18 protein-coding genes are annotated in these 24038 nt (G+C 73.8%); 10 read left to right on the top strand and 8 right to left on the bottom strand.

Going from position 1 to position 24038, the window contains the following annotated elements; all coding sequences use genetic code 11:
- Window positions 1-7 precede the first annotated feature (7 nt).
- The 5 genes from ACZ50K_RS02165 to ACZ50K_RS02145 all read left to right on the top strand — a co-directional run bounded on the left by ACZ50K_RS02165 (window position 8) and on the right by ACZ50K_RS02145 (window position 5871).
- Window positions 8-1282, top strand: a complete 1275-nt coding sequence (locus tag ACZ50K_RS02165) for an extracellular solute-binding protein (RefSeq protein WP_468896347.1) — start codon at window positions 8-10, stop codon at window positions 1280-1282.
- Window positions 1283-1290: 8 nt separating this feature from the next.
- Window positions 1291-2304: a carbohydrate ABC transporter permease gene (locus tag ACZ50K_RS02160; RefSeq protein WP_468896344.1), complete on the top strand. Its 1014-nt coding sequence runs from the start codon at window positions 1291-1293 to the stop codon at window positions 2302-2304.
- Entirely contained in the window at window positions 2301-3185 is an 885-nt protein-coding gene (locus tag ACZ50K_RS02155; RefSeq protein ID WP_468896341.1) for a sugar ABC transporter permease, read from the top strand. Before ACZ50K_RS02160 ends, ACZ50K_RS02155 begins: the two co-directional genes overlap by 4 nt.
- Before the next feature lie 62 nt (window positions 3186-3247).
- Complete coding sequence (locus ACZ50K_RS02150; RefSeq protein WP_468896338.1) at window positions 3248-4855, top strand: glycoside hydrolase family 13 protein; 1608 nt, start codon at window positions 3248-3250, stop codon at window positions 4853-4855.
- The gene (locus ACZ50K_RS02145) at window positions 4843-5871 is read left to right on the top strand and encodes a LacI family DNA-binding transcriptional regulator (protein ID WP_468896335.1); all 1029 of its coding nucleotides are present in this window, start codon (window positions 4843-4845) and stop codon (window positions 5869-5871) included. Before ACZ50K_RS02150 ends, ACZ50K_RS02145 begins: the two co-directional genes overlap by 13 nt.
- Before the next feature lie 9 nt (window positions 5872-5880).
- Here the strand turns inward: ACZ50K_RS02145 and ACZ50K_RS02140 are convergent, their stop codons facing one another.
- Window positions 5881-6366 (bottom strand): hypothetical protein, encoded by a 486-nt coding sequence (locus tag ACZ50K_RS02140; protein ID WP_468896332.1) that lies wholly within the window; start codon window positions 6364-6366, stop codon window positions 5881-5883.
- A gap of 194 nt (window positions 6367-6560) precedes the next feature.
- Between ACZ50K_RS02140 and ACZ50K_RS02135 the strand changes: the two genes are divergently transcribed.
- The gene (locus tag ACZ50K_RS02135; RefSeq protein ID WP_468896329.1) at window positions 6561-8291 is read left to right on the top strand and encodes a carbohydrate-binding module family 20 domain-containing protein; all 1731 of its coding nucleotides are present in this window, start codon (window positions 6561-6563) and stop codon (window positions 8289-8291) included.
- A gap of 193 nt (window positions 8292-8484) precedes the next feature.
- Window positions 8485-13878 (top strand): pullulanase-type alpha-1,6-glucosidase, encoded by a 5394-nt coding sequence (pulA, locus tag ACZ50K_RS02130; RefSeq protein ID WP_468896326.1) that lies wholly within the window; start codon window positions 8485-8487, stop codon window positions 13876-13878.
- On the opposite strand, the gene ACZ50K_RS02125 is transcribed toward pulA, so the two are convergent.
- From ACZ50K_RS02125 to ACZ50K_RS02105, 5 genes are all read right to left on the bottom strand, one after another.
- The gene (locus tag ACZ50K_RS02125; RefSeq protein WP_468896324.1) at window positions 13865-14401 is read right to left on the bottom strand and encodes a GNAT family N-acetyltransferase; all 537 of its coding nucleotides are present in this window, start codon (window positions 14399-14401) and stop codon (window positions 13865-13867) included. The genes pulA and ACZ50K_RS02125 overlap by 14 nt on opposite strands.
- The gene (locus tag ACZ50K_RS02120; RefSeq protein WP_468896321.1) at window positions 14398-15114 is read right to left on the bottom strand and encodes a TetR/AcrR family transcriptional regulator; all 717 of its coding nucleotides are present in this window, start codon (window positions 15112-15114) and stop codon (window positions 14398-14400) included. The genes ACZ50K_RS02125 and ACZ50K_RS02120 overlap by 4 nt, the downstream gene beginning before the upstream one ends.
- A 54-nt stretch (window positions 15115-15168) precedes the next feature.
- Window positions 15169-16296 carry a PDR/VanB family oxidoreductase gene (locus ACZ50K_RS02115; RefSeq protein WP_468896318.1) on the bottom strand — a complete coding sequence of 376 codons (1128 nt, stop codon included), beginning with the start codon at window positions 16294-16296 and terminating at the stop codon, window positions 15169-15171.
- On the bottom strand, window positions 16293-17192 hold the full coding sequence (locus ACZ50K_RS02110) for a metal-dependent hydrolase (protein ID WP_468896315.1): 900 nt from the start codon (window positions 17190-17192) through the stop codon (window positions 16293-16295). Before ACZ50K_RS02110 ends, ACZ50K_RS02115 begins: the two co-directional genes overlap by 4 nt.
- A gap of 142 nt (window positions 17193-17334) precedes the next feature.
- On the bottom strand, window positions 17335-19515 hold the full coding sequence (locus ACZ50K_RS02105; RefSeq protein WP_468896312.1) for a hypothetical protein: 2181 nt from the start codon (window positions 19513-19515) through the stop codon (window positions 17335-17337).
- Between the two features lie 161 nt (window positions 19516-19676).
- Here ACZ50K_RS02105 and ACZ50K_RS02100 point away from each other — a divergent pair, with 161 nt between their 5' ends.
- Window positions 19677-20072: a VOC family protein gene (locus tag ACZ50K_RS02100; RefSeq protein WP_468896309.1), complete on the top strand. Its 396-nt coding sequence runs from the start codon at window positions 19677-19679 to the stop codon at window positions 20070-20072.
- A 77-nt stretch (window positions 20073-20149) separates the two neighbouring features.
- On the opposite strand, the gene ACZ50K_RS02095 is transcribed toward ACZ50K_RS02100, so the two are convergent.
- Complete coding sequence (locus ACZ50K_RS02095; protein WP_468896307.1) at window positions 20150-20944, bottom strand: tyrosine-protein phosphatase; 795 nt, start codon at window positions 20942-20944, stop codon at window positions 20150-20152.
- 41 nt (window positions 20945-20985) lie between these two features.
- A complete protein-coding gene (locus ACZ50K_RS02090; protein WP_468896304.1) occupies window positions 20986-21576 on the bottom strand; it encodes a rhomboid-like protein in 591 nt (196 codons plus the stop codon).
- Window positions 21577-21663: 87 nt separating this feature from the next.
- Here ACZ50K_RS02090 and ACZ50K_RS02085 point away from each other — a divergent pair, with 87 nt between their 5' ends.
- Window positions 21664-22470, top strand: a complete 807-nt coding sequence (locus tag ACZ50K_RS02085) for a hypothetical protein (protein ID WP_468896301.1) — start codon at window positions 21664-21666, stop codon at window positions 22468-22470.
- A gap of 62 nt (window positions 22471-22532) precedes the next feature.
- On the top strand, window positions 22533-24011 hold the full coding sequence (locus ACZ50K_RS02080) for a PepSY-associated TM helix domain-containing protein (protein ID WP_468896298.1): 1479 nt from the start codon (window positions 22533-22535) through the stop codon (window positions 24009-24011).
- Window positions 24012-24038 lie beyond the last annotated feature (27 nt).

Genomic DNA, 24038 nt, shown 5'->3' with positions numbered 1-24038 from the left:
AGTTCATATGCGGCGTGGCATAGCGGCCACCGCGCTGGTCGCGGCCCTGGCGCTCGCGGCGACGGCTTGCGGCGGTGACGACAAGGACGCGGGCGGCGACACCAAGGCGGGCGGGGAGCTTTCGGGCACCGTCACCTGGTGGGACACCTCGGGCGACGCCGAGAAGGCGACCTTCCAGAAGATCGCCGAGGCGTTCACCGCCAAGCACCCGAAGGTCACCGTCAAGTACGTGAACGTGCCGTACGGCGACGCCCAGAACAAGGTCAAGAACGCCTTCGGCAGCGGCTCCGACGCGCCCGACGTGATCCGCGCCGACGTCGGCTGGGTCGCCGACTTCGCCTCCCTCGGCTACCTCGACGAGGTGCCCGCCGAGACCGCGAAGAAGGTCGACGCCGAGTTCCTGGCCCAGGCCGCCGCCAGCGGCAAGTACGAGGGCAAGACCTACGCGGTCCCCCAGGTCATCGACAGCCTCGGCCTCTTCTACAACAAGAAGATGCTCGCCGACGCCGGGGTGCAGCCCCCGAAGAACCTGACCGAGCTGAAGTCCGCGGCCGCCACCATCAAGGCCAAGACCGGCAAGGCCGGCCTCTACCTCCGCGGCGACGACTCCTACTGGGCGCTCCCCTACCTCTACGGCGAGGGCGGCGACATGGTCGACGCCAAGACCAAGACCGTCACGGTGGACAACGCGGCCGGGATCAAGGCCTTCGCCGCCGCCCGCGACCTGGTGGCCTCCGGCGCGGCGATCACCAACGCCACCGACGGCTACACCAACATGCAGAACGCCTTCAAGACCGGCCAGGTCGCCATGATGGTGAACGGCCCGTGGGCGGTCGCCGACACCTACGCCGGCGAGCAGTTCAAGGACAAGGCCAACCTGGGCGTCACCGCCGTCCCGGCCGGCTCGGCCGGCCAGGGCGCCCCGCAGGGCGGCCACGACCTCGCCGTCTACGCGGGCTCCAAGAACCGCGCCGCCGCGCACGCCTTCGTCGACTACCTGACCTCGCAGGAGGTCCAGGTGCAGACGACCAAGGAACTCAGCCTGCTGCCCACCCGCACCGGGGCGTACGAGCAGCCGGACGTGAAGTCCAACGAGATGGTCGGCTTCTTCAAGCCGGCCGTGGACAAGGCCGTCGAGCGCGCCTGGATCCCGGAGAACGGCAGCCTCTTCGAGCCGCTGAAGGTGGAGTGGACCAAGGCCGTCACCGGCGCGGCCAGCCCGGAGGACGCCGCCAAGTCCGCCGGCGCCTCCTTCCGCAAGATCCTCAAGGGCTGGAACTAGTAACCGACATGGCTGCTGCTGACACCAGCCGCACCGTGGCGACGGCCGCGGGGGAGGGGACCGGGAAGACCGGCGACCTCGCCCGCGGCCGGGGCCCCGGGCGGTTCCGGCGTGCGCTGGGCACGCACTGGTACGCCTGGACGATGGTCGCCCCCGTGGTGCTCGTCCTCGGACTGATCGTCGGGTGGCCGCTGGTCCGCGGGGTCTACCTGTCGCTGACCGACGCCAACGAGCGCAACGTGGGCCGCACCATCGGGGCCAACCGCATCGAGGCCACGTACGAGTTCGTCGGGCTCGACAACTACACCGCCGTGCTCTCCGACCCGGTGTTCCAGCAGCGGCTGGTGTGGACGGTGGTGTGGACGGTGGCCTGCGTGTCCGTCACCTTCACGCTGGGCCTGGCCCTGGCGAACATGCTCAACCGGTCCTTCCGCGGCCGCGGGATCTACCGGATGGCGCTGATCCTGCCCTGGGCCGTTCCCGGCTTCGTCTCCGTGTTCGCCTGGCGGTTCCTGTTCAACCGGGACAACGGCATCCTCAACAAGGTGCTGGAGGGCGGCGGGATCGCCGCGGTGCCCTGGCTGGAGGACCCGACCTGGGCCAAGCTCTCGGTGATCGCCGTCAACGTCTGGCTGGGCGTGCCCTTCATGATGGTCGCCCTGCTCGGCGGGTTGCAGTCCATCCCCGGGGAGCTCTACGAGGCCGCCGAGATGGACGGGGCCACCGCCTGGCAGCGGTTCCGGCACATCACCCTGCCGGGGCTGCGGGCGGTGAGCATGACGGTGGTGCTGCTCTCCACCATCTGGACCTTCAACATGTTCCCGGTGATCTTCCTCCTCACCCGGGGCGGACCGGCGGACGCCACCGAGATCCTGGTGACCCAGGCCTTCCGCGAGGCCTTCATCGAGAGCCCCCGCGACTTCGCCGGCTCGGCCACCTGGGGCGTGCTGATCCTGCTGCTCCTGATGATCTTCGCGCTGGTCTACCGGCGTTCGCTGCGCAAGCAGGGAGAGGTGTGGTGACCGTGACCACCTCCGTACGCAAGCCCGTGCCGCCCGTGCGCAAGACCGTGCGCAAGCGGGGCGAGCGCGGGCCGCTCGCCTCGGCCGGGCTGCACGCCACCCTGGTACTCGCCTCCGTGGTCGCCGTGTTCCCGGTGCTGTGGGTCCTGCTGACCTCCCTCAAGCCCGCCGACCAGGCCCTGACCACGGACTTCGTCAAGGACACCACCCTCGACAACTACCGGGCCCTGGTCGAGGACACCCACTTCTTCGACTGGTTCGGGAACTCCGTGCTGGTCGCCGGGATCACCACCGTCCTCGGGGTGTTCATCGCGGCCACCACCGGCTACGCGGTGAGCCGCTTCCGCTTCCCGGGCATGCGCCCGCTGATGTGGACCCTGCTGATCACCCAGATGTTCCCGGTGGCCGTGCTGATCGTCCCGCTCTACAACCTGATGGGGCAGCTGGGCCTGCTCAACCAGCCGGTCGGCCTGATCATCACCTACCTCACCATCGCCGTGCCGTTCTGCGCCTGGATGATGAAGGGGTTCTTCGACACCATCCCGGTGGAGATCGACGAGTCCGGCCGGGTCGACGGCCTCAACCCCTTCGGCACCTTCTGGCGGCTGATCCTCCCGCTCGCCAAGCCGGGCCTGGCCGTCACCGGCTTCTACTCCTTCATCACCGCCTGGGGCGAGGTCGCCTACGCCTCCGCCTTCATGGTCGGCGAGGAGAACCTCACCCTGGCCGGCGGACTCCAGACCTTCGTCACCCAGTACACCTCCAACTGGGGTGCGATGACCGCCGCTTCGGTGCTCATCGCCATCCCGGCGGCGCTGTTCTTCCTCTTCGCCCAGCGCCACCTCGTGGCCGGTATGACGGCCGGCGCCACGAAGGGCTGACCCGCCGGGGCGGGACCGCCCAGGGCTGACCACCCGACCTTCCGATTCTCTCCAAGGACGCCATGACCCAGCACCTCACCGGAACCGCCACCGAGAGCGGCCTCTCCACCACGACCGGCACCCGGCCGGGCTGGTGGAGAGAAGCGGTGATCTACCAGGTCTATCCGCGCAGCTTCGCCGACAGCAACGGGGACGGGATGGGCGACCTCGAAGGCATCCGCCGCCGCCTGCCCTACCTCAGGGACCTGGGCGTGGACGCCGTCTGGCTGAGCCCGTTCTACGCCTCCCCGCAGGCCGACGCCGGCTACGACGTCGCCGACTACCGTGCCATCGACCCGATGTTCGGAACCCTGCACGACGCCGACGCGGTGATCCGCGAGGCCCACTCCCTGGGCCTGCGCATCATCGTCGACCTGGTCCCCAACCACTGCTCCGACCAGCACGAATGGTTCAAGCAGGCGCTGCGGGAGGGGCCCGGGACCCCGCTGCGGGAACGGTTCCACTTCCGGCCCGGCCGGGGCGCGGAGGGGGAACTCCCGCCCAACGACTGGGAGTCCATCTTCGGCGGGCCGGCCTGGACCCGGACCGCCGACGGCGAGTGGTACCTGCACCTCTTCGCGCCCGAGCAGCCCGACTTCAACTGGGAGCACCCGGCCGTCCAGGACGAGTTCCGCTCGGTCCTGCGGTTCTGGCTGGACCTGGGCGTGGACGGCTTCCGGATCGATGTGGCGCACGGTCTGGTGAAGGCCCCCGGCCTGCCCGACCTCGGTCACGCCGAGCAGCTGCGGCTGCTGGGCAACCAGGTGCTGCCGTTCTTCGACCAGGACGGGGTCCACGCGATCTACCGGTCCTGGCGGAAGGTGCTCGACGAGTACGCGGGCGACCGCATCGGGGTCGCCGAGGCGTGGACCCCGAGCGCCGACCGGACGGCGCTCTACCTGCGCCCCGACGAGCTGCACCAGGCCTTCAACTTCCACTACCTGGGCACCGGTTGGGACGCGGCGGCGCTGCGGGCCACCATCGACGAGTCGCTGGACGCGATGCGGCCGGTGGGCGCGCCGACCACCTGGGTGCTGTCCAACCACGACGTGGTCCGGCACCGCACCCGGTTCGGCGGTCTGGACCGGGCCCGGGCGGCCGCGCTGCTGATGCTGGCGCTGCCAGGGTCGGCGTACGTCTACCAGGGCGAGGAGCTGGGGCTGCCGGAGGTCACCGAGCTGCCGGACGAGGTCCGCCAGGACCCGTCCTTCTTCAAGGAGAACGGCCAGGAGGGGCTCCGGGACGGCTGCCGGGTGCCGATCCCGTGGTCCGGCACCGAGGCCCCGTACGGCTTCGGGTCCGGGGGTAGCTGGCTGCCGCAGCCCGCGGAGTGGGCGGGGCTGAGCGTGCAGGCGCAGACCGGCGACCCGGACTCCACCCTGGAGCTGTACCGGTCCGCGCTGCGGCTGCGCCGGGAGCTCCCGGACCTGGGCGCGGGGGAGTCGGTGGAGTGGCTGGCGGCCCCGGAGGGGGTGCTGGCCTTCGGGCGCGGCCGGTTCGTGTGCACCGCCAACACCACCGGCGGGCCGGTGGCGCTGCCGGCCGCCCCGGGTGCCGTACTGCTGTCCAGCGGGCCGGTCCCGGTGGAGGGCGTGCTGCCCGCCGACACCACGGTGTGGTGGCAGGTTTGACCTCACCGCTGCGGTTGACGGACATCGCCGCCCAGGCCCAGGTCAGCGAGGCCACCGTCAGCCGGGTGCTCAACGGCCGGGCGGGGGTGGCGGACGGCACCCGGCACAAGGTGCTGGCCGCCCTGGACCTGCTGGGCTACGAGCGGCCGGTGCGGTTGCGGCGCCGCAGCAACGGTCTGGTCGGCCTGCTCATCCCGGAGCTGACGAACCCGATCTTCCCGGCCTTCGCCCAGGTCATCGAGCAGGCGCTGGCCGGGCACGGGTACACCCCGGTGCTGTGCACCCAGACCCCGGGCGGGGCCACCGAGGACGAGCTGGTGGAGCAGCTGGAGGAGCGGGGCGTCACCGGGATCGTGTTCCTGTCCGGGCTGCACGCGGACTCGGCCGCCGATCCGGCGCGGTACCAGCGGCTGGCCGCGCGCGGGCTGCCGTTCGTGCTGATCAACGGCTTCAACGAGCGGATCAGCGCGCCGTTCGTGTCCCCGGACGACCGGGCCGCCGCCGGCATGGCGGTCCGGCACCTGGCGGACCTCGGGCACCGGCGGATCGGTCTGGCGATCGGGCCCACCCGGTACGTGCCCTCCGCCCGCAAGGAGGAGGGGTTCCGGTCGGCGCTGGCCGAGCTGGGTCTGGGCCGGCCGGAGGACGGGCTGATCCGGCGCACCCTGTTCACCGTCGAGGGCGGGCACGCGGCCGGCGGAGCCCTGCTGGACGAGGGCTGCACGGGGATCGTGTGCGGCAGCGATCCGATGGCGCTGGGGGTGATCCGGGCGGCGCGGGAGCGCGGGCTGCGGGTGCCCGAGGAGGTCTCGGTGGTCGGGTTCGACGACTCCCCGCTGATCGCGTTCACCGATCCGCCGCTGACCACCGTGCGGCAGCCGGTGCGGGCCATGGCGACGGCCGCGGTGGGGGCGCTGCTCGAAGCGGTGGGCGGCACCCCGGTCCAGCGGACCGAGTACGTCTTCCAGCCCGAGCTGGTGGTGCGCGGGTCCACCGGGCAGGCCCCCGGGGCCTGACCCGTCGGCTTAGAAGAGGCCGGTGCCGGGTCCCGTGAGGTACAGCCCGGCGCATCCGGCCACGGCCAGGGCGGCGAGGGCGATGAGGGAGCGGCGGCCGGTGTGCGGGCCGCGGCCGGTCCGTGCGGCGCGTACGGTCCGTGCGCCGCGCCGCCCCCGTCGTGCGGTGCGGGCGGTCCGGGCGCCGCGGGCGGGCGGAGCCGGGTCCGCGGCGGTCTCGGCGAGGAGCCGCCGGCAGGCCGCGGCCAGTTCCTCCGGGCCGGCGGCCAGGCTGGTGACGGTCTCGGCGCGGGCCGGCGCGGTGGTGCCCCCGTCCAGGATGCGGCCGGCCCGGACCAGGACCTCGTCCCGGCCGCCGCGCGGCGCCAGGCTGATCCAGCGGCGGACGTGTTCGCCGCGGATGACGACCCCTCCGGAGCGGTCCCGGTAGACGGTGTGCTCCCGCCACAGTCTCTCCGCCAACTCCTTTGCTGTTTCGCGCAGTTGTGTATGCATCCCGGCCCCCCGTGGACTGTGCTCGGACAAAGCGCAGATGGTACCGGGCGCCACCGACAGGCCCGGCGGTGCCCCCGGTCGAACGGACTCGCGAAACAATTCTGCAATGCCTTGCGCAAGCTCTTGCAACACGGCGGGGGGCGCCCTAGCGTCGCCACCACCCCCCGCGCCCCCCTCTCCGCCAGGAGGCCCCGATGCCCCCCACCCCCCACCGCCGCCGGTTCGCCGCGGCGACGACCGCGGCCGCCACCGCCGCACTGACCGCCTCGCTGCTGACGGCCGCCGCGCCCCCGGCGGCGGCCGCCCCGCCCGGTGACCGGGACGTCAGCGCCGTCCTCTTCGAGTGGCGCTTCGACTCGGTGGCCACCGCCTGCACCACCACCCTGGGACCGGCCGGATACGGCTACGTCCAGGTGTCCCCGCCGCAGGAACACGTCCAGGGCGGACAGTGGTGGACCTCCTACCAGCCCGTCAGCTACAAGATCGCCGGCCGGCTGGGCGACCGCGCCGCCTTCAAGCGGATGATCGACACCTGTCACGCCGCCGGGGTGAAGGTGGTCGCCGACGCGGTGATCAACCACATGGCCGGGCAGGACGGCAGCGGCACCGGCACCGGCGGCTCCGCCTACTCCAAGTACAACTACCCGGGCCTGTACTCGGGCGCCGACATGGACGACTGCCGCTCCACCATCGGGAACAACTACCAGGACCGCGCCAACGTCCAGAACTGCGAGCTCGTCCAGCTCGCCGACCTCGACACCGGCGAGGAGTACGTCCGCACCCGGATCGCCGGCTACCTCGACGACCTGCTCTCCCTCGGGGTCGACGGCCTCCGGATCGACGCCGCCAAGCACATGCCGGCCGCCGATCTGACCGCCATCAAGGCGCGGATGGCCAACCCGGGCGCCCACTGGAAGCAGGAGGCCATATTCGGCGCGGGCGAGGCCGTCTCCCCCTCCGAGTACCTCGGCACCGGCGACGTCCAGGAGTTCCGCTACGCCCGCGACCTCAAGCGGGTCTTCCAGAACGAGAACCTCGCCTATCTGAAGAACTTCGGCGAGTCCTGGGGCTACATGTCCTCCGCCAGGTCCGGGGTGTTCGTCGACAACCACGACACCGAGCGCAACGGCGAGACCCTCAACTACAAGGCGGGCTCCGCCTACACCCTCGCCAGCGTGTTCATGCTGGCCTGGCCCTACGGCTCCCCGGACGTCCACTCCGGCTACGAGTTCACCGACCACGACGCCGGCCCGCCGAACGGCGGCACCGTCAACTCCTGCTACAGCGACGGCTGGAAGTGCCAGCACGCCTGGCGGGAGATCTCCTCGATGGTCGGCTTCCGCAACGCCGCCCGGGGCCAGTCCGTCGTCCACTGGTGGGACAACGGGGCCGACGCCATCGCCTTCGGCCGCGGCGACCGGGCGTACGTGGCGATCAACCACGAGGGCGGCCCGCTGACCCGCACCTTCCAGACGGGGCTGCCCGCGGGCGGCTACTGCGACGTCCAGAGCGGCCGCCCGGTCACCGTGGACGGCTCGGGCCGGTTCACCGCCACGGTCGCCGCCGGCACCGCGCTGGCCCTGCACGCGAACGCCCGTACCTGCTCCGGCGGCGGGGGCGGCACCCCGGTCACGGCCGGCGCCTCCTTCGCGGTCGACGCCACCACCGTGCCCGGCCAGAACATCCACGTGGTCGGCGACCAGCCCGCCCTGGGCAACTGGAACCCGGCCGTCGCCCCCAAGCTCGACCCGGCCGGCTACCCGGTCTGGAAGCTGGACCTCACCCTGCCGGCCGGCACCTCCTTCGCCTACAAGTACGTCCGCAGGGACGCCGCCGGGAACGTCACCTGGGAGAGCGGTGCCAACCGCACCGCCACCGTCCCGGCGAGCGGCAAGGTCACGCTGACGGACACCTGGCGCAACTGACCGCGGCCCGCCCGCCGTCCCGGCCGCCCTCCCTTCCCGATCCGCCCGCGTCCCGCCCCCCCCCGAACAGGGCCTCCGCCCCCGGCACCATCCGACCCGCCACCGCCGGGGGCGGCGGCCCACACCCACGCCCCACACCCACCCCCCGGATCCCCCGTCCCGTACCTCCGACGCCCGACCGAGGAGCCCCGCCTTGATACGCCCAGCAGCAGGCGCCGTCGCGGCCGCCCTGGCCGTGACCCTCCTGCCGGCCCTGCCCGCCGCGGCGGCCGCCCGGCCGCCCGCCCCGCCCTCGGACGCGAAGCTCGCCGCCGAACCGGCCCGGCACGACCTCACCCGCGAGCAGTTCTACTTCCTGCTCCCCGACCGGTTCGCCAACGGGGACCCGCGCAACGACCGCGGCGGGCTCACCGGCGGCCGCCTGGAGACCGGCCTGGACCCGACCGACAAGGGCTTCTACCAGGGCGGGGACCTCAAGGGCCTCACCGACCGGCTCGACTACGTCAAGGGGCTCGGCACCACCGCGATCTGGCTGGCGCCGATCTTCAAGAACCAGCCGGTGCAGGGCACCGGCACGGACGTCTCGGCCGGCTACCACGGCTACTGGATCACCGACTTCACCCAGGTCGACCCGCACTTCGGCACCAACGCCGACCTGGAGCGCCTGATCGACAAGGCGCACGCCAAGGGCATGAAGGTCTTCTTCGACGTCATCACCAACCACACCGCCGACGTGATCGGCTACCAGGAGGGCTCCTCCTCCTACCTCTCCAAGGGCGCCTTCCCCTACCTCACCGCCGACGGGGTCCCCTTCGACGACTCCGACCACGCCGACGGCCGCCGGAAGTTCCCCGCTGTCGACCGCGACTCCTTCCCCCGCACCCCCGTGGTCCCGCCCGCCAAGAAGAACCTCAAGGTCCCCTCCTGGCTCAACGACCCCACGATGTACCACAACCGGGGCGACTCCACCTTCGCCGGCGAGTCCTCCGAGCAGGGCGACTTCTTCGGCCTCGACGACCTGTGGACCGAGCGCCCCGAGGTCGTCTCCGGCATGGAGAAGATCTACCAGCGGTGGGTGCGGGACTTCGACATCGACGGCTTCCGCATCGACACCGTCAAGCACGTCAACAGCGAGTTCTGGGCCCAGTGGGCCACCGCCCTCGACGCCTACGCCGCCCGCCAGGGCCGCCCCGACTTCTTCATGTTCGGCGAGGTGTACTCCGCCGACACCGCCGTCACCGCCCCCTACGTCACCCGCGGCCGGCTCGACTCCACCCTCGACTTCCCCCTCCAGGACGCCATCCGCGGATACGCCTCCCAGGGCGCCCCCGCCTCCCGGCTGGCCGGGGTCCTCGCCGACGACCACCGGTACACCACCGACAAGGCCAACGCCTACGAGCAGGTCACCTTCCTCGGCAACCACGACATGGGACGCTTCGGCACCTTCCTGAAGCAGGACCGCCCCGGCGCCGCCGAGACCGAACTCCTGGCCCGCTACCGGCTCGCCAACGAGCTGATGTTCCTGGGCCGCGGCAACCCCGTCGTCTACTACGGCGACGAGCAGGGCTTCACCGGCGCCGGCGGCGACAAGGACTCCCGCCAGACCCTGTTCGCCTCGAAGACCGCCGACTACCTGGACGACGACCAGCTCGGCACCGACCGCACCCACGCCGCCGACGCCTACGACCCCCGGCACCCCCTCTACCGGCAGATCGCCGCCCTGTCCCGGCTCACCAAGGACCACCCGGCCCTGCGCGACGGGGTGCAGATCGAGCGGCTCGCCGAGGGCTCCGTCTACGCGTACACCCGCGCCGACTCCCGCACCGGCCGGGGCGCCCGCACCGAGTACGCCGTCGCCGTCAACAACGCCGACGCGCCGGTCACCGTGGAGATGCCCGTCGACAGCGCGCCCCGCACCGCCTTCCGCACCCTCCACGGAGGCGCGGCCCAAGGGGCTCGGAACCCCCGGGTCACCGCCGCCGGAAAGCTCCGGATCACCGTCCCCGCCCTCGGCTCGGTGGTGCTGCGCGCCGCCGACCCGCTGCCCGCCCCCGCCACCCGGCCCGCGCTCACCCTGAAGGCCCCCGCGGCCGGAGCCACCGGCACCGTGGAGCTGACCGCCGAGGTCACCGGCGGCGGCCCGCTCAACCGGGTGGTGTTCGCCGCCCAGACCGGCAACGGCCCCTGGCAGGTCCTCGGCTCCGCCGACCACGCCCCGTACAAGGTCACCCAGTACCTCACCGCACCGGCCGGCACCCCCGTCCGCTACAAGGCCGTCGCCGTCGACACCGCGGGCCGCACCGCGAGCGCCCTCGCCGGGACCCTGACTGGCGCCCCGCCCGTCCCGGAGGTCCCGACCGCCACCCAGCGCGACTACGCCGTCGTGCACTACAACCGGCCCGACGGGAACTACGCGGACTGGCGGCTGTACGCCTGGGGCGACATCGCGGAGGGGGAGGAGACGCCCTGGCCCGAGGGGCACGCCTTCACCGGCCGGGACGCCTACGGAGCCTTCGCGTACGTCCGCCTCAAGCCCGGCGCGAGTACCGTGAACTACCTGGTCATCGACAAGGACGGCACCAAGGACGTGCCCGTCGACCGCAGCATCGACCTGACCCGCACCGGCGAGATCTGGCTGGACCAGGGCAAGGAGGCCCCCCGGCCCGAACGCCCCGCCTACCCGCCGCAGGACACCGCCAAGGCCGTCCTGCACCTGAACCGCCCCGACGGGGACTACGCCGGCTGGGGCCTGCACGTCTGGACCGGCGCCGCCGAACCCACCGACTGGTCCAAGCCGCTGCCGCCCGCCCGCACCGACGCCTACGGCGCCGTCTACGAGGTCCCGCTCGCCCCCGGCGCCACCTCCCTCTCCTACATCCTCCACAAGGGCGACGAGAAGGACCTCCCCTCCGACCAGTCCCTCGACCTCAAGGCCGCCGGACACGAGGTGTGGCTGCTGGCCGGCCGCGAGAAGCACCTCCTCCCGCAGCCCGCCGGATCCGCCGCCGCCCTGGACCTCACCAAGGCGCACGCCGTCTGGATCGACCGGGACACCCTCGCCTGGAACGCCCCGCCCGCCGCCGCCTCCGTCCAGCTCCTCGCCTCCCGCGAGGGCGGCGTCAAGGCCGAGAACGGCACCCTCACCGGCACCGCCGGCGCCCGCCTGCTGCGCCTGAACGGCACCACCCTCACCGCCGACCAGAAGCAGAAGTTCCCGCACCTGGCCTCGTACACCGCCTTCACCGTCGACCCCCGGGACCGCGCACTGGTCCCCGACGCCCTGCGCGGACAGCTCGTCGCGAGCGCCCGCGCCGCCAACGGGGCCGTCCTCGCCGCCACCGGAGTCCAGCTCGCCGGAGTCCTCGACGACCTGTACGCCAACCGCACCGCCCTCGGCCCGGTCTTCGACCGCACCGGGGTCCGGCTGTCCGTCTGGGCGCCCACCGCCCGCCAGGTCGCCCTCGAACTCGACGGGAAGACCGTCCCGATGCGCCGCGACGACACCACCGGAGTCTGGACGGTCAAGGGCCCCCGCAGCTGGGCCGGCGAACGCTACCGCTACGCCGTCACCGTCTGGGCCCCCAGCACCCTCCGCACGGTCACCAACCTGGTCACCGACCCCTACTCCACCGCCCTCACCACCGACTCCACACACAGCCTCGCCGTGGACCTCACCGACCCGGCCCTCCGGCCGCCCGGCTGGCGGGAGCTGCGCAAACCCGCCCCCATCCCCTTCACCTCCGCGCAGATTCAGGAACTCCACATCCGCGACTTCTCCGTCGCCGACCCCACCAACAGCCACCCCGGCCGCTATCTGGCCTTCACCGACGCCGACTCGGCGGGCATGCGCCACCTGCGCGCACTGGCCGCCGCCGGCACCTCCTACGTCCACCTGCTGCCCGCCTTCGACATCGGCACCATCCCCGAGGACCCCGCCGACCGCACCGAACCCGACTGCGACCTGGCCGCGTACGCCCCCGACTCCGAGGAACAGCAGGCCTGCGTGGCGGCCGCCGCCGCCAAGGACGCGTACAACTGGGGCTACGACCCGCTCCACTACACGGTCCCGGAGGGCTCCTACGCCACCGACCCCGAAGGCACCGCCCGCACCGTGGAGTTCCGCCGCATGGTGCAGGCCCTGAACGGGGCCGGCCTGCGCACCGTCATGGACGTGGTCTACAACCACACCGTGGCCTCCGGCCAGGCCGCCGGCTCCGTCCTCGACCGGATCGTCCCCGGCTACTACCAGCGGCTGCTCGCCGACGGCAGCGTGGCCACCTCCACCTGCTGCGCCAACACCGCACCCGAGAACGCCATGATGGGCCGCCTGGTCGTCGACTCGATCGTCACCTGGGCCAAGGAGTACAAGGTCGACGGCTTCCGCTTCGACCTGATGGGACACCACCCCAAGGCCAACATCCTGGCCGTCCGCCGGGCCCTGGACGCCCTCACCCCCGCCAAGGACGGGGTGGACGGCAAACGGATCGTCCTCTACGGCGAGGGCTGGAACTTCGGCGAGATCGCCGACGACGCCCGGTTCGTCCAGGCCACCCAGAAGAACATGGCCGGCACCGGCATCGCCACCTTCTCCGACCGGGCCCGCGACGCGGCCCGCGGCGGCGGCCCCTTCGACGAGGACCCCCGCGTCCAGGGCTTCGCCACCGGCCTGTTCACCGACCCCAACACCTCCCCGGCCAACGGCACCCGGGAGGAACAGCGCGCCCGGCTGCTGCACGCCCAGGACCTGATCAAGGTCGGACTGTCCGGGAACCTCGCCGGATACCGCTTCACCGACACCTCCGGCCGCACCGTCACCGGAGCCGAGGTGGACTACAACGGCTCCCCGGCCGGCTACGCGGCCGCCCCCGGCGACGCCCTCGCCTACGTCGACGCCCACGACAACGAGACCCTCGCCGACGCCCTGGCCTTCAAACTCCCGCCGGCCACCACCCCCGCCGACCGGGCCCGGATGCAGACCCTCGCCCTGGCCGTCTCCACCCTCTCCCAGGGCCCGGCCCTCTCCCAGGCCGGCACCGACCTGCTCCGCTCCAAGTCCCTGGACCGCAACTCCTACGACAGCGGCGACTGGTTCAACGCCATCCACTGGAACTGCACCACGACGGGCGGCACCGGGACCGCCTTCGGCCGGGGCCTGCCGCCGGCCGCCGACAACCGCGCCAAGTGGCCCTACGCCAAACCCCTGCTCACCGGACCCGCCCCGGCCTGCACCGACACCGAACGCACCGCCGCCGGCTACCGCGACCTGCTCCGCATCCGCACCACCGAACCCGACTTCGCCCTGACCACCGCCGAAGCGGTCCAGCGCCGGCTCGCGTTCCCGCTGTCCGGCACCGCCGAGACCCCCGGAGTGATCACCATGACCCTCGGCGACCTGGTCGTCGTCCTCAACGCCACCCCCACCGAACAGACCCAGCGCCCGGCCGTCACCGGCCCCGTCGGGAACTACCGCCTGCACCCCGTCCAGGCCGCCGGAACCGACCCCGTCGTCCAACGCTCCGGCTACGACCGAGCCACCGGCACCTTCACCGTGCCCGCCCGCACGGTGGCGGTCTTCACACGACGGTGAGCCGGTCCAGCCGCTTCTCCAGCAGGATCACCCCGTAGACCCGACCGTCCTTCCCCTGCTTGCCGGGGAACTCGCCGACCACCCGGTAGCCCGCGCCCTGGTAGTACGCGAGCAGCCGGGGGTTGGTGGACACGCAGTCCAGCCGCGCCCGCTCCCGCCCGGTCCTGGCGATCCGCCGCTCGGCATGTTCGAGCATGCGGCGCCCGGTCCCGGCGGGGGCGGTCTCGCGTTCCACCATCAGCCGGTGCACATAGCCGGCCACCGGCGGCTGCACCCCCCAGGCCTCCTCGTCGGACCACCACAGCTCGTACGCCCCGGCGACCCGCCCGTCCTCGTCGGCGGCGATCCACACCTCGCCGTCCCGCATCCGGGCCCGGAAGTGCGCCTGGTCCTTGTCGCCGGCCTTCCACTGGTCGATCCCGCTCGCCCGCATCCACCGGGCCGCCGAGTCGTACAGCGACACCAGCGTCCCGGCGTCCTTCTCCTCGGCCCGCCGGAACACGATCCCCTCGTCAATGATCACGCGGGCATTATCGCCGGGCCCCCGGCCCCGACGAGTCCGCCGAGCCGTGCCACCAGCTCCCCGAACGGCCCGTCGGCCGGCTCGTCGGCCAGCATCCGCACCAGGATCCCGGCCATCTCCGCGTCGTACGCGGCCGAGACCGCCGCCAGCGCCGCGAAATCGTGGACCAGCTGCAACTCCAGCTCCGCCCGCGGGATCCGCCGCCCCTCCAGCCAGATCAGCGCGGTCGACTCGGCCAGCGACACCCAGGACCGCACCACCAGCTCCAGCCGGGCCGGCGGCTCCCGGACGTCCAGATGCGTCAGGATCTGCTCGTAGGCCGCCTGCCGCACCTCGTCGATCATGGCGTTGGCCCGGCTGCTCCCGGCCGCCGGCCCGCCCCGCATCAACGCCGAGAACCCCGGCCCGTGATCGTCGACGAAGGCGAAGAACCGCCCCATCACCCGCAGCAGCCGCGCCCCCAGCGACCCCTCCCGGGGCTCCGCGAACAGCCCGGCCAACTCGTCGGCGGCCCGCCGCAGCGCGGCCTCGTACAGGCTCTGCTTCCCGGGGAAGTAGTGGTACACCAGCGGCCGCGATATCCCCGCGGCCACGGCGATCTCATCGATGGACACCTCGTCGGGCGACCGCCGGCTGAACAGCTCCAGGGCGACCCCGATCAACTGCTGCCGCCGCTCCTCGACACCCATCCTGCGCCGCACCCCGGTTGTCATGTCCGACACCCTAATCCCTTGCCGGGGCACCGGAAGCGGGCCGCCCGTCGTCGGCTACAGGTCCAGGACCAGGTGGTCGGCCGCCGCGCGGGAGACGCAGAGGAGCATGGTGTCCTCGCGTTCCGACTCCGTCAGGAGCTCGTCGCGGTGGTCGACCGGGCCGGCCAGGACCCGGTGCTGGCAGGTGCCGCAGAAGCCCTGCCGGCAGGAGTACGGGGTGTCGGGCAGGGCGCGGCGGACCGCCGTCAGGGTGGTCTCCCCGGCGGCCACCTCGATGGTGCGGCCGGAGCGGTGGAGTTCCACCGTGAAGGGGCGGGCGTCGGCGTCGGTGGAGGTGGCCGGGGTGAAGCGTTCCAGCACCACCTCGACCTCGTCCGGGACCGCCGCCCGGACGGCCCGCATCAGGGGTTCGGGTCCGCAGCAGTACACCAGGGAGTCCGGGGCGGTGCCGGCGAGCACGCCCAGGTCGGGGAGGCCGGTCTCGTCCTCCGGGAGGACGCTCACCCGGTCGCCGTGGGCGGCCAGTTCGGCCAGGAACGGCATCGAGGCCCGTGACCGGCCCCCGTAGAGCAGGGTCCAGTCGGCGCCGGCCGCCTCGGCGGCGCGGAGCATCGGCAGGACCGGGGTGATGCCGATGCCGCCGGCGACGAACACGTAGCGGGCGGCGGGCCGGAGCGGGAAGCGGTTGCGGGGCGGGCGGACGGCCAGTTCGCCGCCCGCCGCCAGCACGGTGTGGGCTTCCCGGGAGCCGCCCCGGCCGTCCTCGACCAGCCGGATCGCGAGGGTGTAGGTGCCGGTCGCCGCCGGGTCCCCGCAGAGGCTGTACTGCCGGATCAGCCCCGACGGCAGTCGGATGTCCACGTGTGCGCCGGGGGCCCAGGGCTCCAGCTCCGGGGACTGGACGGTCAGCAGCAGCACCCCGTCCGCCGGAGTGGTCAGGGAGGTGATCCGGGTGGGGATCCAGCGGCGCGGGGAGTAGCCGGAGACCGGGGTCTCCAGGGCGGGCAGCGGCCACAGGGGGCTGCGCCGGATGCGTCCGCGCAGGGCGCGTCTGGCCAGCCAGGCCGCGCCCGCCGCCGCGGTCAGCGCCAGCGCGCGGCCGGCGGGTCCGCTGGTGGCGCGGTCCAGGCGGCCCAGGCGGTTCAGACCGTCCAGGGGGGTCAGGGGGCTCAGGGGGCTCATCGGGGGGCACCGCCGTTCGCGCCGGGGGAGCTGGCCAGATAGGCCACGGCCTGGGCGGTGGACCCCTCCTGCGAGGGGTGGTAGGTGCGGGAGAGGTAGGTGGGGATGGAGCGGAGCATGGCGGGGGTGGAGGGCAGGGTGCCCTGTCGGCCGGCCCGGACGAACTGCCCCAGCGAGGCCCGGCCGTCGGTGAGGGTGGGGTCGTTCTCCATGAAGAAGCGGGCGCCGCGCTGCCACAGGAAGACCAGGGCGGCGAAGGCGGTGGCCCAGGTGCGGGCCCGCCGCCGGTAGCCGCCGTCGAGGTGGGTGAAGAGGTCGAAGGCCACGGACCGGTGCTCCACCTCCTCGGCCCCGTGCCAGCGGAGCAGGTCGAGCATCATGGGATCGGCGCCGCGCCGGTCGAGTTCCTCGGCGTTGAGCACCCAGTCGCCCAGGAAGGCCGTGTAGTGCTCGATGGCCGCGATCATCGCGACCCGTTCCATCAGCCACCAGCGGCGGGCCCGGCCCGGCGGCAGCGTCCGGTCGCCGAGCAGCTTCTCGAACAGCCAGTCCACCTGGGCGGTGTAGGGGGTCGGGTCCAGGCCGAGCCGCTTGAGGTGCGGCAGCACGTCGTCGTGCGCGGCCGCGTGCATGGCCTCCTGCCCGATGAAGCCGATCACGTCCTCCCGGAGCCGCTCGTCCCGGATGAGCGGCAGCACCTGCTTGTAGACGTGGACGAACCACCGCTCGCCCGCCGGCAGGAGGAGGTGCAGCACATTGATGGTGTGGGTGGCGAACGGATCGTTCGGCAGCCAGTGCAGCGGGGAGTCCTCCCAGGTGAAGGAGACGTTCCGGGCCTGTAGGGCTATGTGCTCCGACGCTACGGGGGCGGGGGACGCGAGCGGCGTATTAGACATGGCGTCAATGTACTGATGGGTAGGCGGGCTGCAACAGACCCGTGCGCCGCCGAGTTCCGCGCACGGCCCCGCAGCGGCCCGCCGTAGCTCACCGGGACCGCAGCGGCCCGCCGTGGCCCAACGGGACCGCAGCGGCCCGCCGTCAGCGCAGCACGCCCGCCCGGCTGCCGTCCGTCAGCCGACCCGACAGCTCCACCAGGGCCCCGGGCGGGGCCTGCACCGCCAGATGACTGCCCGCGGCCCGGCCGGTCACCCCGCCCGACACCTCCAGCGACCTGAACTGGGCGCTCCCGGCGGCCAGTACGTACCACTGCCCGGCCCGGGACTTCCACAGCACCCCGGCCAGCACCCGGGGCTCCCGCTCCCCGCAGGCCGGGGAGCCCTCCGCCTGCGCCGCCGCGGTGGCCGAGGCCGCGCCCGGGGCCAGGAACTGCGCCTGCACCCGGTCCTCGGCGCCCCGCCAGGTCTCGGCGCGGGTGCACAGCCAGCCGGCCGTGCCGTTGCCCTCGGGCAGCCGCTGCTTGGCGTACGCCCAGGAGTTGACCGAGCGGACCCCGTGCGAACGGGCCGAGGGCAGCAGGCAGGCGAGCCTGGACCACTCGGTGAGGGCCGCCGGACCGGCCTCCGGCCCGCCGGGGGTGCCGGAGGTGAGCCGGGCCGGGGTGAGCTCGCCGAGGTCGGTGAGGAGCACCGGGGCGGCGGCCGCACCGCCCGCCCCCGGGGCGGCCCCGCCCACGGTCAGGGACAGGGCGTTCCAGGAGGTGCAGGCGCCCGCGGGGGCGGGCGAGGGCACCGGCGGGGTGCTGCCGTCCCGGCCCAGCCGGAGCGGGGTCGCGGCCCCGGCAGGCCGCAGCAGGTCGCGGACCGCGGCCGCGCTCACCCAGGGGGCCGTCAGATAGCGGACGTTGCCGTCCACCCGGCTCAGCACCAGGGCGGCGGCGGTCCGCGCGTCGGCCCCGTCGGTGCGGGCGAAGTCCAGGGCCGCGCCCGCGGTTCCGGTGCGCGGTTCGGCGTACCGGACCACCCGCAGCCCGTCGTGCAGCACCACGACCACGGCCTGGTCGACCTCGCCCGCGTACAGCAGCCGGGGCGGTCCCATCGGCGGCCCGGACGGGGTGCCGGGGGTGGCCGAGACCACCACGGTGGCCCCCGGCCGGGCCCAGACGGCCAGGGCCCGGCGGAGCAGTGCCCGGTCCCCGGTGCGGGAGCCGCGGGCCGGCCAGGCGGCGAAGTCGGTACGCGCCGAGGTGCGCCAGGCGGTGGCCGGGGCCCGGGTCAACAGGGCGGGATCCAGGGCCTGTTCGGCGGCGGCGTTCCGGGCGTACGGGGGAGCGGCGGCCCCGTCGGCCCCCCAGCCGCCGCCGGGCAGGGCCAGCAGCGCCCCGCACACCAGCAGGGCCGCCCCGGCGGCGAGCGCTGCCCGCCCGTAGCGGCGGCGGCGCAGCAGGTCGGTGGGCCGGGCCTGGAGCACACAGGGGTCGAACTCGGGCGAGGCGAGCAGGGCCGCGACCGCGGCCCCGCCGCCGGGGGGCCCGTCCGCACCGGCTCCCTCGCCGGGACCGGCGCCGTGCGGCGCGTGAGATCCGTGAGATCCGTGAGATCCGTGAGATCCATAAGGCGTGTGAGACCCGTGCGGCGCGTGAGAGCTCTCCGGTCCGTCGGCGGGACCGGTCGCCGGACCGGTCGCCGGGCCCGCCTCCGTGACGGCCGCGGCCGGATCGGCCACCCCCGCCCCGGCCAGCACCCGCAGCAGCTCCGGCCCCTCCAGCCCGTCCAGGGCCCGCAGCGCACAGGCCGCCCGGGCCGGGCCGGTCAGGGTGGTCAGCCACTGGTCCAGGGCCAGTTCCTCGGCCCCGCCGGACCGCGGGAACAGCCGCAGTCCCCACACCTGCGGGAGCAGCGGCGGCAGTTGGGCCCGCCGGGGCAGTGCCCGGAAGGTCAGCGGCAGTCCCGCCTCCAGCGCCGCCCGCAGCACCTGCGCCCGGACGTACGCGTACCCGGGATCGCCCGCCGCCCCGCCCTCCGCGCCCCGCTGGGCCGGCACCCGGCCGGCCCGTCCGGTGCCCCGGCCGCGCGGCAGGGCCCGCTGGGTGAGGGCGTGCGCGCCGAGCACCCGGCGGTTGCGGCCGAGGGAGGGCGGCAGCACCAGATAGGCGATCCGGACCAGCCGCGGGTAGTGCTCGACGAGCGCGGCCTCGGCCCGGTCCACATCGATGTCGATGTCGATGTCGACGTCGACGTCGGGGGCGGGGGCGGCGCCGGTGTCCGGGACGGGGCCGGGAACGGCCTCGGGGGTGCGGGTGGCGGTGTCCGGAGCAGTCACGTTCAGCAGAACGAGCGAATCCGCTGTTGGTCACCGGGCCGATATCCCCTGGACGGCCCGCCGCGGGCTGCCTACGATCCCGGGTGGCGGCATCGCGTGTCGGTCACCGACCGGGTGAGGCATGGAGGTGACCGCGAGATGCCTTCTGGAGGCACTCACCCATGGCAGTCGAGCTCAACCACACCATCGTCCACTCCCGTGACAGCCGGGAGTCCGCCACGTTCCTGGCACACGTCCTCGGTCTCGAAGTCGGAACCGCTTGGGGCCCGTTCATCCCGGTGGACACGGCCAACGGCGTCCAGCTGGACTTCGCGTCCATCCCCGCCGAGTCGATCGTCCCGCAGCACTACGCGTTCCTGCTGTCCGAGGCCGAGTTCGACGCGGCCTTCGCCCGGCTGAGGGCGCTCGGCACCGCGTACTACGCGGACCCGCAGATGCGGCAGCCGGACGAGATCAACCACCACCACGGCGGCCGCGGGCTCTACTTCCGCGATCCGTCCGGACACGGGATGGAGATCATCACCACCCCGTACACCTTCGAGGAGACGGCCGGCTAGCCGGGTGGAACGGCGGGGGCCGGGCCGATGCCCGGCCCCCGCGGGCCCTCGGCCCCTCAGACCGTCTGTTCCTCGGCTCAGGCCGTCAGCCGGGCGCGGAGCGCCTCGATCGTCCCGTCGGGCACGCCCAGGCCCTCCCGGACGTACTTCTCCATCGAGCCGTAGCGGGCCGCGACCTCGTCCAGCGCGGACCGGAGGTATTCGGGGACCACCCCGATCAGCGCCAGCGCGATCTCCGGGTCGCCGCCGGCCGCCGTGAACCCCTCGATCATCGGGGCGAAGGCCTGCCGGACCGCCGGGTTCACCGACAGGTACTCCTCCATCAGGGTGTGCTCGTCCGCGCCGAGCAGGGCCAGCACCACCGTCGCCCCCCAGCCGGTCCGGTCCTTGCCGGCCGTGCAGTGGAAGAGCAGCGGCCCGGCCTCCGGGTCGGCCAGCTCGGTGAGTAGGGTGCGGTAGGCGGCCTGGCCGGAGGAGGAGCTGACGAAGGAGCGGTAGATGTCCCCGAACAGGGCCTGCACCTTGCCGCCGCCGAGGTGCTCCTCCGCCACCACCGGGTCGGACAGGACGTCCTTGAGCTGCGCCGCGACCGGCATCCGGCCCGAGCTCACCTGGTCCGCGAGCACGTCCTCGACCAGCAGCCGGGCGCCGTCCGGGATCCGGTCCGGGTGGTCCGCGCGTTCGGCGCCGGTACGGAAGTCGATGACCGTACGCAGGCCCAGCGCGGCCACCACCGGGTCGGCGGCCGGGTCGAGCCGGTCCAGTTGGCCCGAGCGGAACACCAGGCCGGGGCGGACGGTGCGGCCGCCGGCGAGCGGGGTGCCGCCGAGGTCCCGGAGATTGGCGACGGTGGTGGACGGGGTGGCGGTCATCGGGGCGACTCCAGCGGTATGGCGGTCCGAGCTCTGACTGTTTATGTGATTTTGCGTGGGTTTGCCGGGGAAAGGCAATCGAGGCCCAGCGACAGCCCGACCCCCAGCGCCAGCGCCACCAGGTGCCCGGCGTCCGTGAACGTCCGCCCGCGCCGCAGCACCGGCCGCAGGGCCAGCGCCAGCAGCCCGGCACGCCCCGCCGTCCGGACCGGCCCGGCCGGAAGGGCCGAGGTCAGGGCGCCGAGCACCGCGTTGAACCCGTAGCTGGTGCCCACGTCCAGGGCCCGCCGGGTGGCGGCGGTCGGGGAGCCGGCGCGCAGGCCCCCGTAGACCAGCAGCGTGGCCCCCGCGTGCCCCAGCAGGAACACCCCGGCGGCCCACCAGGCTCCCCGGGCGTACTCGGCGTATCCGAGCACGGCGACCAGCAGGAGCAGGTACGGCAGCGGCATCGGCTCCTCGACCAGCAGGGCGCTGGCCGGCAGCGTCTCCCAGCGCCCGGCCGCGAGGTTGTCGACATTGGTCGAGCAGCTCCGCAGCAGCCGCTCGCGCTCGGCCGGGTCCAGGCGCTCCAGGGCGTGGGCGCCGAGCTGGACCCCGACCGCGTACACCGGTGCGATCAGCGGGAAGGTCATCCGATCATGATCTGGCATGGCGGCCGGACCCGGCACCCGGGGGCCGCCGGACCGGCACGCTCCGGCGGATGGCACCATGTCCACGCCATGTCCGAAAATCCCGCGCCGCTGCGCGCCGCACGGGCCGCGATGTTCGCGGCGGTGTGCGTGGCCTTGGCGGCAGTGGGGCATTCGTCCATGTCCGGGACGGATGTTCCGGTCCCGGGGCTGCTCGCCGCCTTCGGGGTGACCGGGGGACTGGCCTGGCTGGCGGCCGGCCGGCGGCGCGGACCGGTGGGCATCACCCTGGCGCTGCTGACCGTCCAGGGCGTACTCCACCTGCTGTTCTCCGGAGCCCAGGCGCAGTCCCACGGCTCCGCCCACCACCCTTCCGCCGCACCCCCGCCGCCGCCCTCCGGCGGCCACACCCACCACCACACGCCCGGCAAGGACATGGGCGGCACGGCCATGGGCGGCATGGACGCGGGAAGCATGGACGCGGGCGGCACGCTGCCGCCCGTAGACGGCTGGGCCGACCCGGCCGGACTGGCCGAGATGGCCACGATGGCCGGACACGGCGGCCTCGGCATGATCGCCGCGCATCTGCTGGCCGGACTGTTCTGCGCCCTGTGGCTGGCCCGGGGCGAGGCGGCGGTGTTCCGGACGCTGCGCCTCCTGCGGGTGCTGGCGGCGGTCGCCGCCGATCCGCTGCGCCGGGTGCCCGCACTGCTGCGGGCCCTGGCCGGGGCCCGGCTCCGGGTCCCGCCGGAGCCGCCGCGCGCCCCCCGGCGGCGTGGCACGGAACGGCCGCGCCGGCTGCGCGGGGCCGTGCACGCCCATGCCGTGGTCCGGCGCGGGCCGCCCGGGTGGCACCTCACCCGAGCCACGGCCCCCGGCCGTCCTGCCCGCGCCTGACCGGCGCACCGGCGTGACCTGGGGCCGGTTTCCCCATGTCTGCGCCAACACCTAGGACCATCATGGCCATTGACGAAGTCCAGGACGTCCCCGTCCAGGACCAGGAGGACGACCGCGACGCCGGTCGCGAGGACCACCGCCCGGAGCGGGACACCGCCGGGCGGACCCGGGACGGCGGCTGGGCGGCCGTCCGCCCGCTGCTGCTCCGGCTGCACTTCTACGCGGGCGTGCTGATCGCCCCGTTGCTGTTCGTGGCCGCCACCACCGGCCTGCTCTACGCCCTCTCCTACCAGGCCGAGAAGATCGTCTATACGGACGAGCTGACCGTCGCCAGGACCGGCACCACCACCCTGCCGCTGTCCGGCCAGGTGGCGGCGGCCCAGGCGGCCGCGCCGAAGGGCGAGGTGGTCGCGGTGTGGCCGGCGCCCGACGCCGAGTCCACCACCCGGGTGATCATGGAGAGCCCGGAGGTCGCGGCGGACCGCACGCTGACCGTGTTCGTCGACCCCTACACCGCCGAGGTGCGCGGCAAGCTGGCCACCTCCGGTGACGCGCTGCCGCTGCGCGCCTGGCTCAGCACCTTCCACGCCAACCTCCAGCTCGGCGACGCGGGCCGCCACTACAGCGAGCTCGCCGCCAGCTGGATGTGGGTGGTGGCCCTGGGCGGGCTGGCGCTGTGGATCGGCCGCCGCCGCTCCCGCCGGGCCCTGCTGGTGCTGCCCGACCGGAAGGCCCCGAAGGGCCGCCGCCGCACCCTGTCCTGGCACGGCACGGTCGGCCTGTGGGTGGTGGCCGGCCTGGTCGTCCTGTCGGCCACCGGGCTGACCTGGTCCCGGTACGCGGGCGAGAACATCGGGCAGCTCCAGGACCGGCTCGGCGGGGCCACCCCCTCGGTGTCCGCCTCGGTGGGCGGGGCCGCCGGGGAGGCCGGCGGGGACGAGCACGCCGGTCACACGACCGGTCCCGACGGCGAGATGGTCATGCCGGAGCGGGCCGACGTCGGCCTGGACCGGGCCCTCGCGGCGGCCCGTGCCGCCGGGGTCACCGCGAGCCTGCAGATCACCCTGCCCGCCCCCGGCAAGGGCTATGTGGTCAAGGAGCGGGACCGGCAGTTCCCGGTGCACCTGGACGCGGTGTCGGTGGATCCGGCCGACGGCCGGGTGATGGACGAACTCCGCTTCGCCGACTACCCGTTGCTCGCCCAGCTCACCCGCTACGGCATCGACGTCCACATGGGCGTGCTGTTCGGCCCGGTCAACGAGCTGGCACTGGCCGCGCTCGCCCTCGCGGTGATGTTCCTGGTGTTCTGGGGCTACCGGATGTGGTGGCTGCGCCGGCCCACCCGGGACCGCCGGCTCTCGGCCGGCCGTCCGCAGCCGCGCGGCGCCTGGCGCCGGCTCCCGGTGACCGTGCTGCTGCCGGTGGCCGCGCTGGTGGCGCTCACCGGGTGGTTCGTGCCGATGCTGGGGCTGAGCCTGCTGGCGTTCCTGCTGGTCGACATCGCCCTCGGCGTGCTGGCCCGCCGCCGCGCGGCCGCCTAGGGGTCCCGGCACGGCATCGGGCCCGCA

This window comes from Streptomyces sp. NPDC033845 (genome assembly GCF_055576225.1).
Note: the sequence above shows the minus strand (reverse complement) of the source record. Positions and strands in the feature narration are given on the sequence as shown.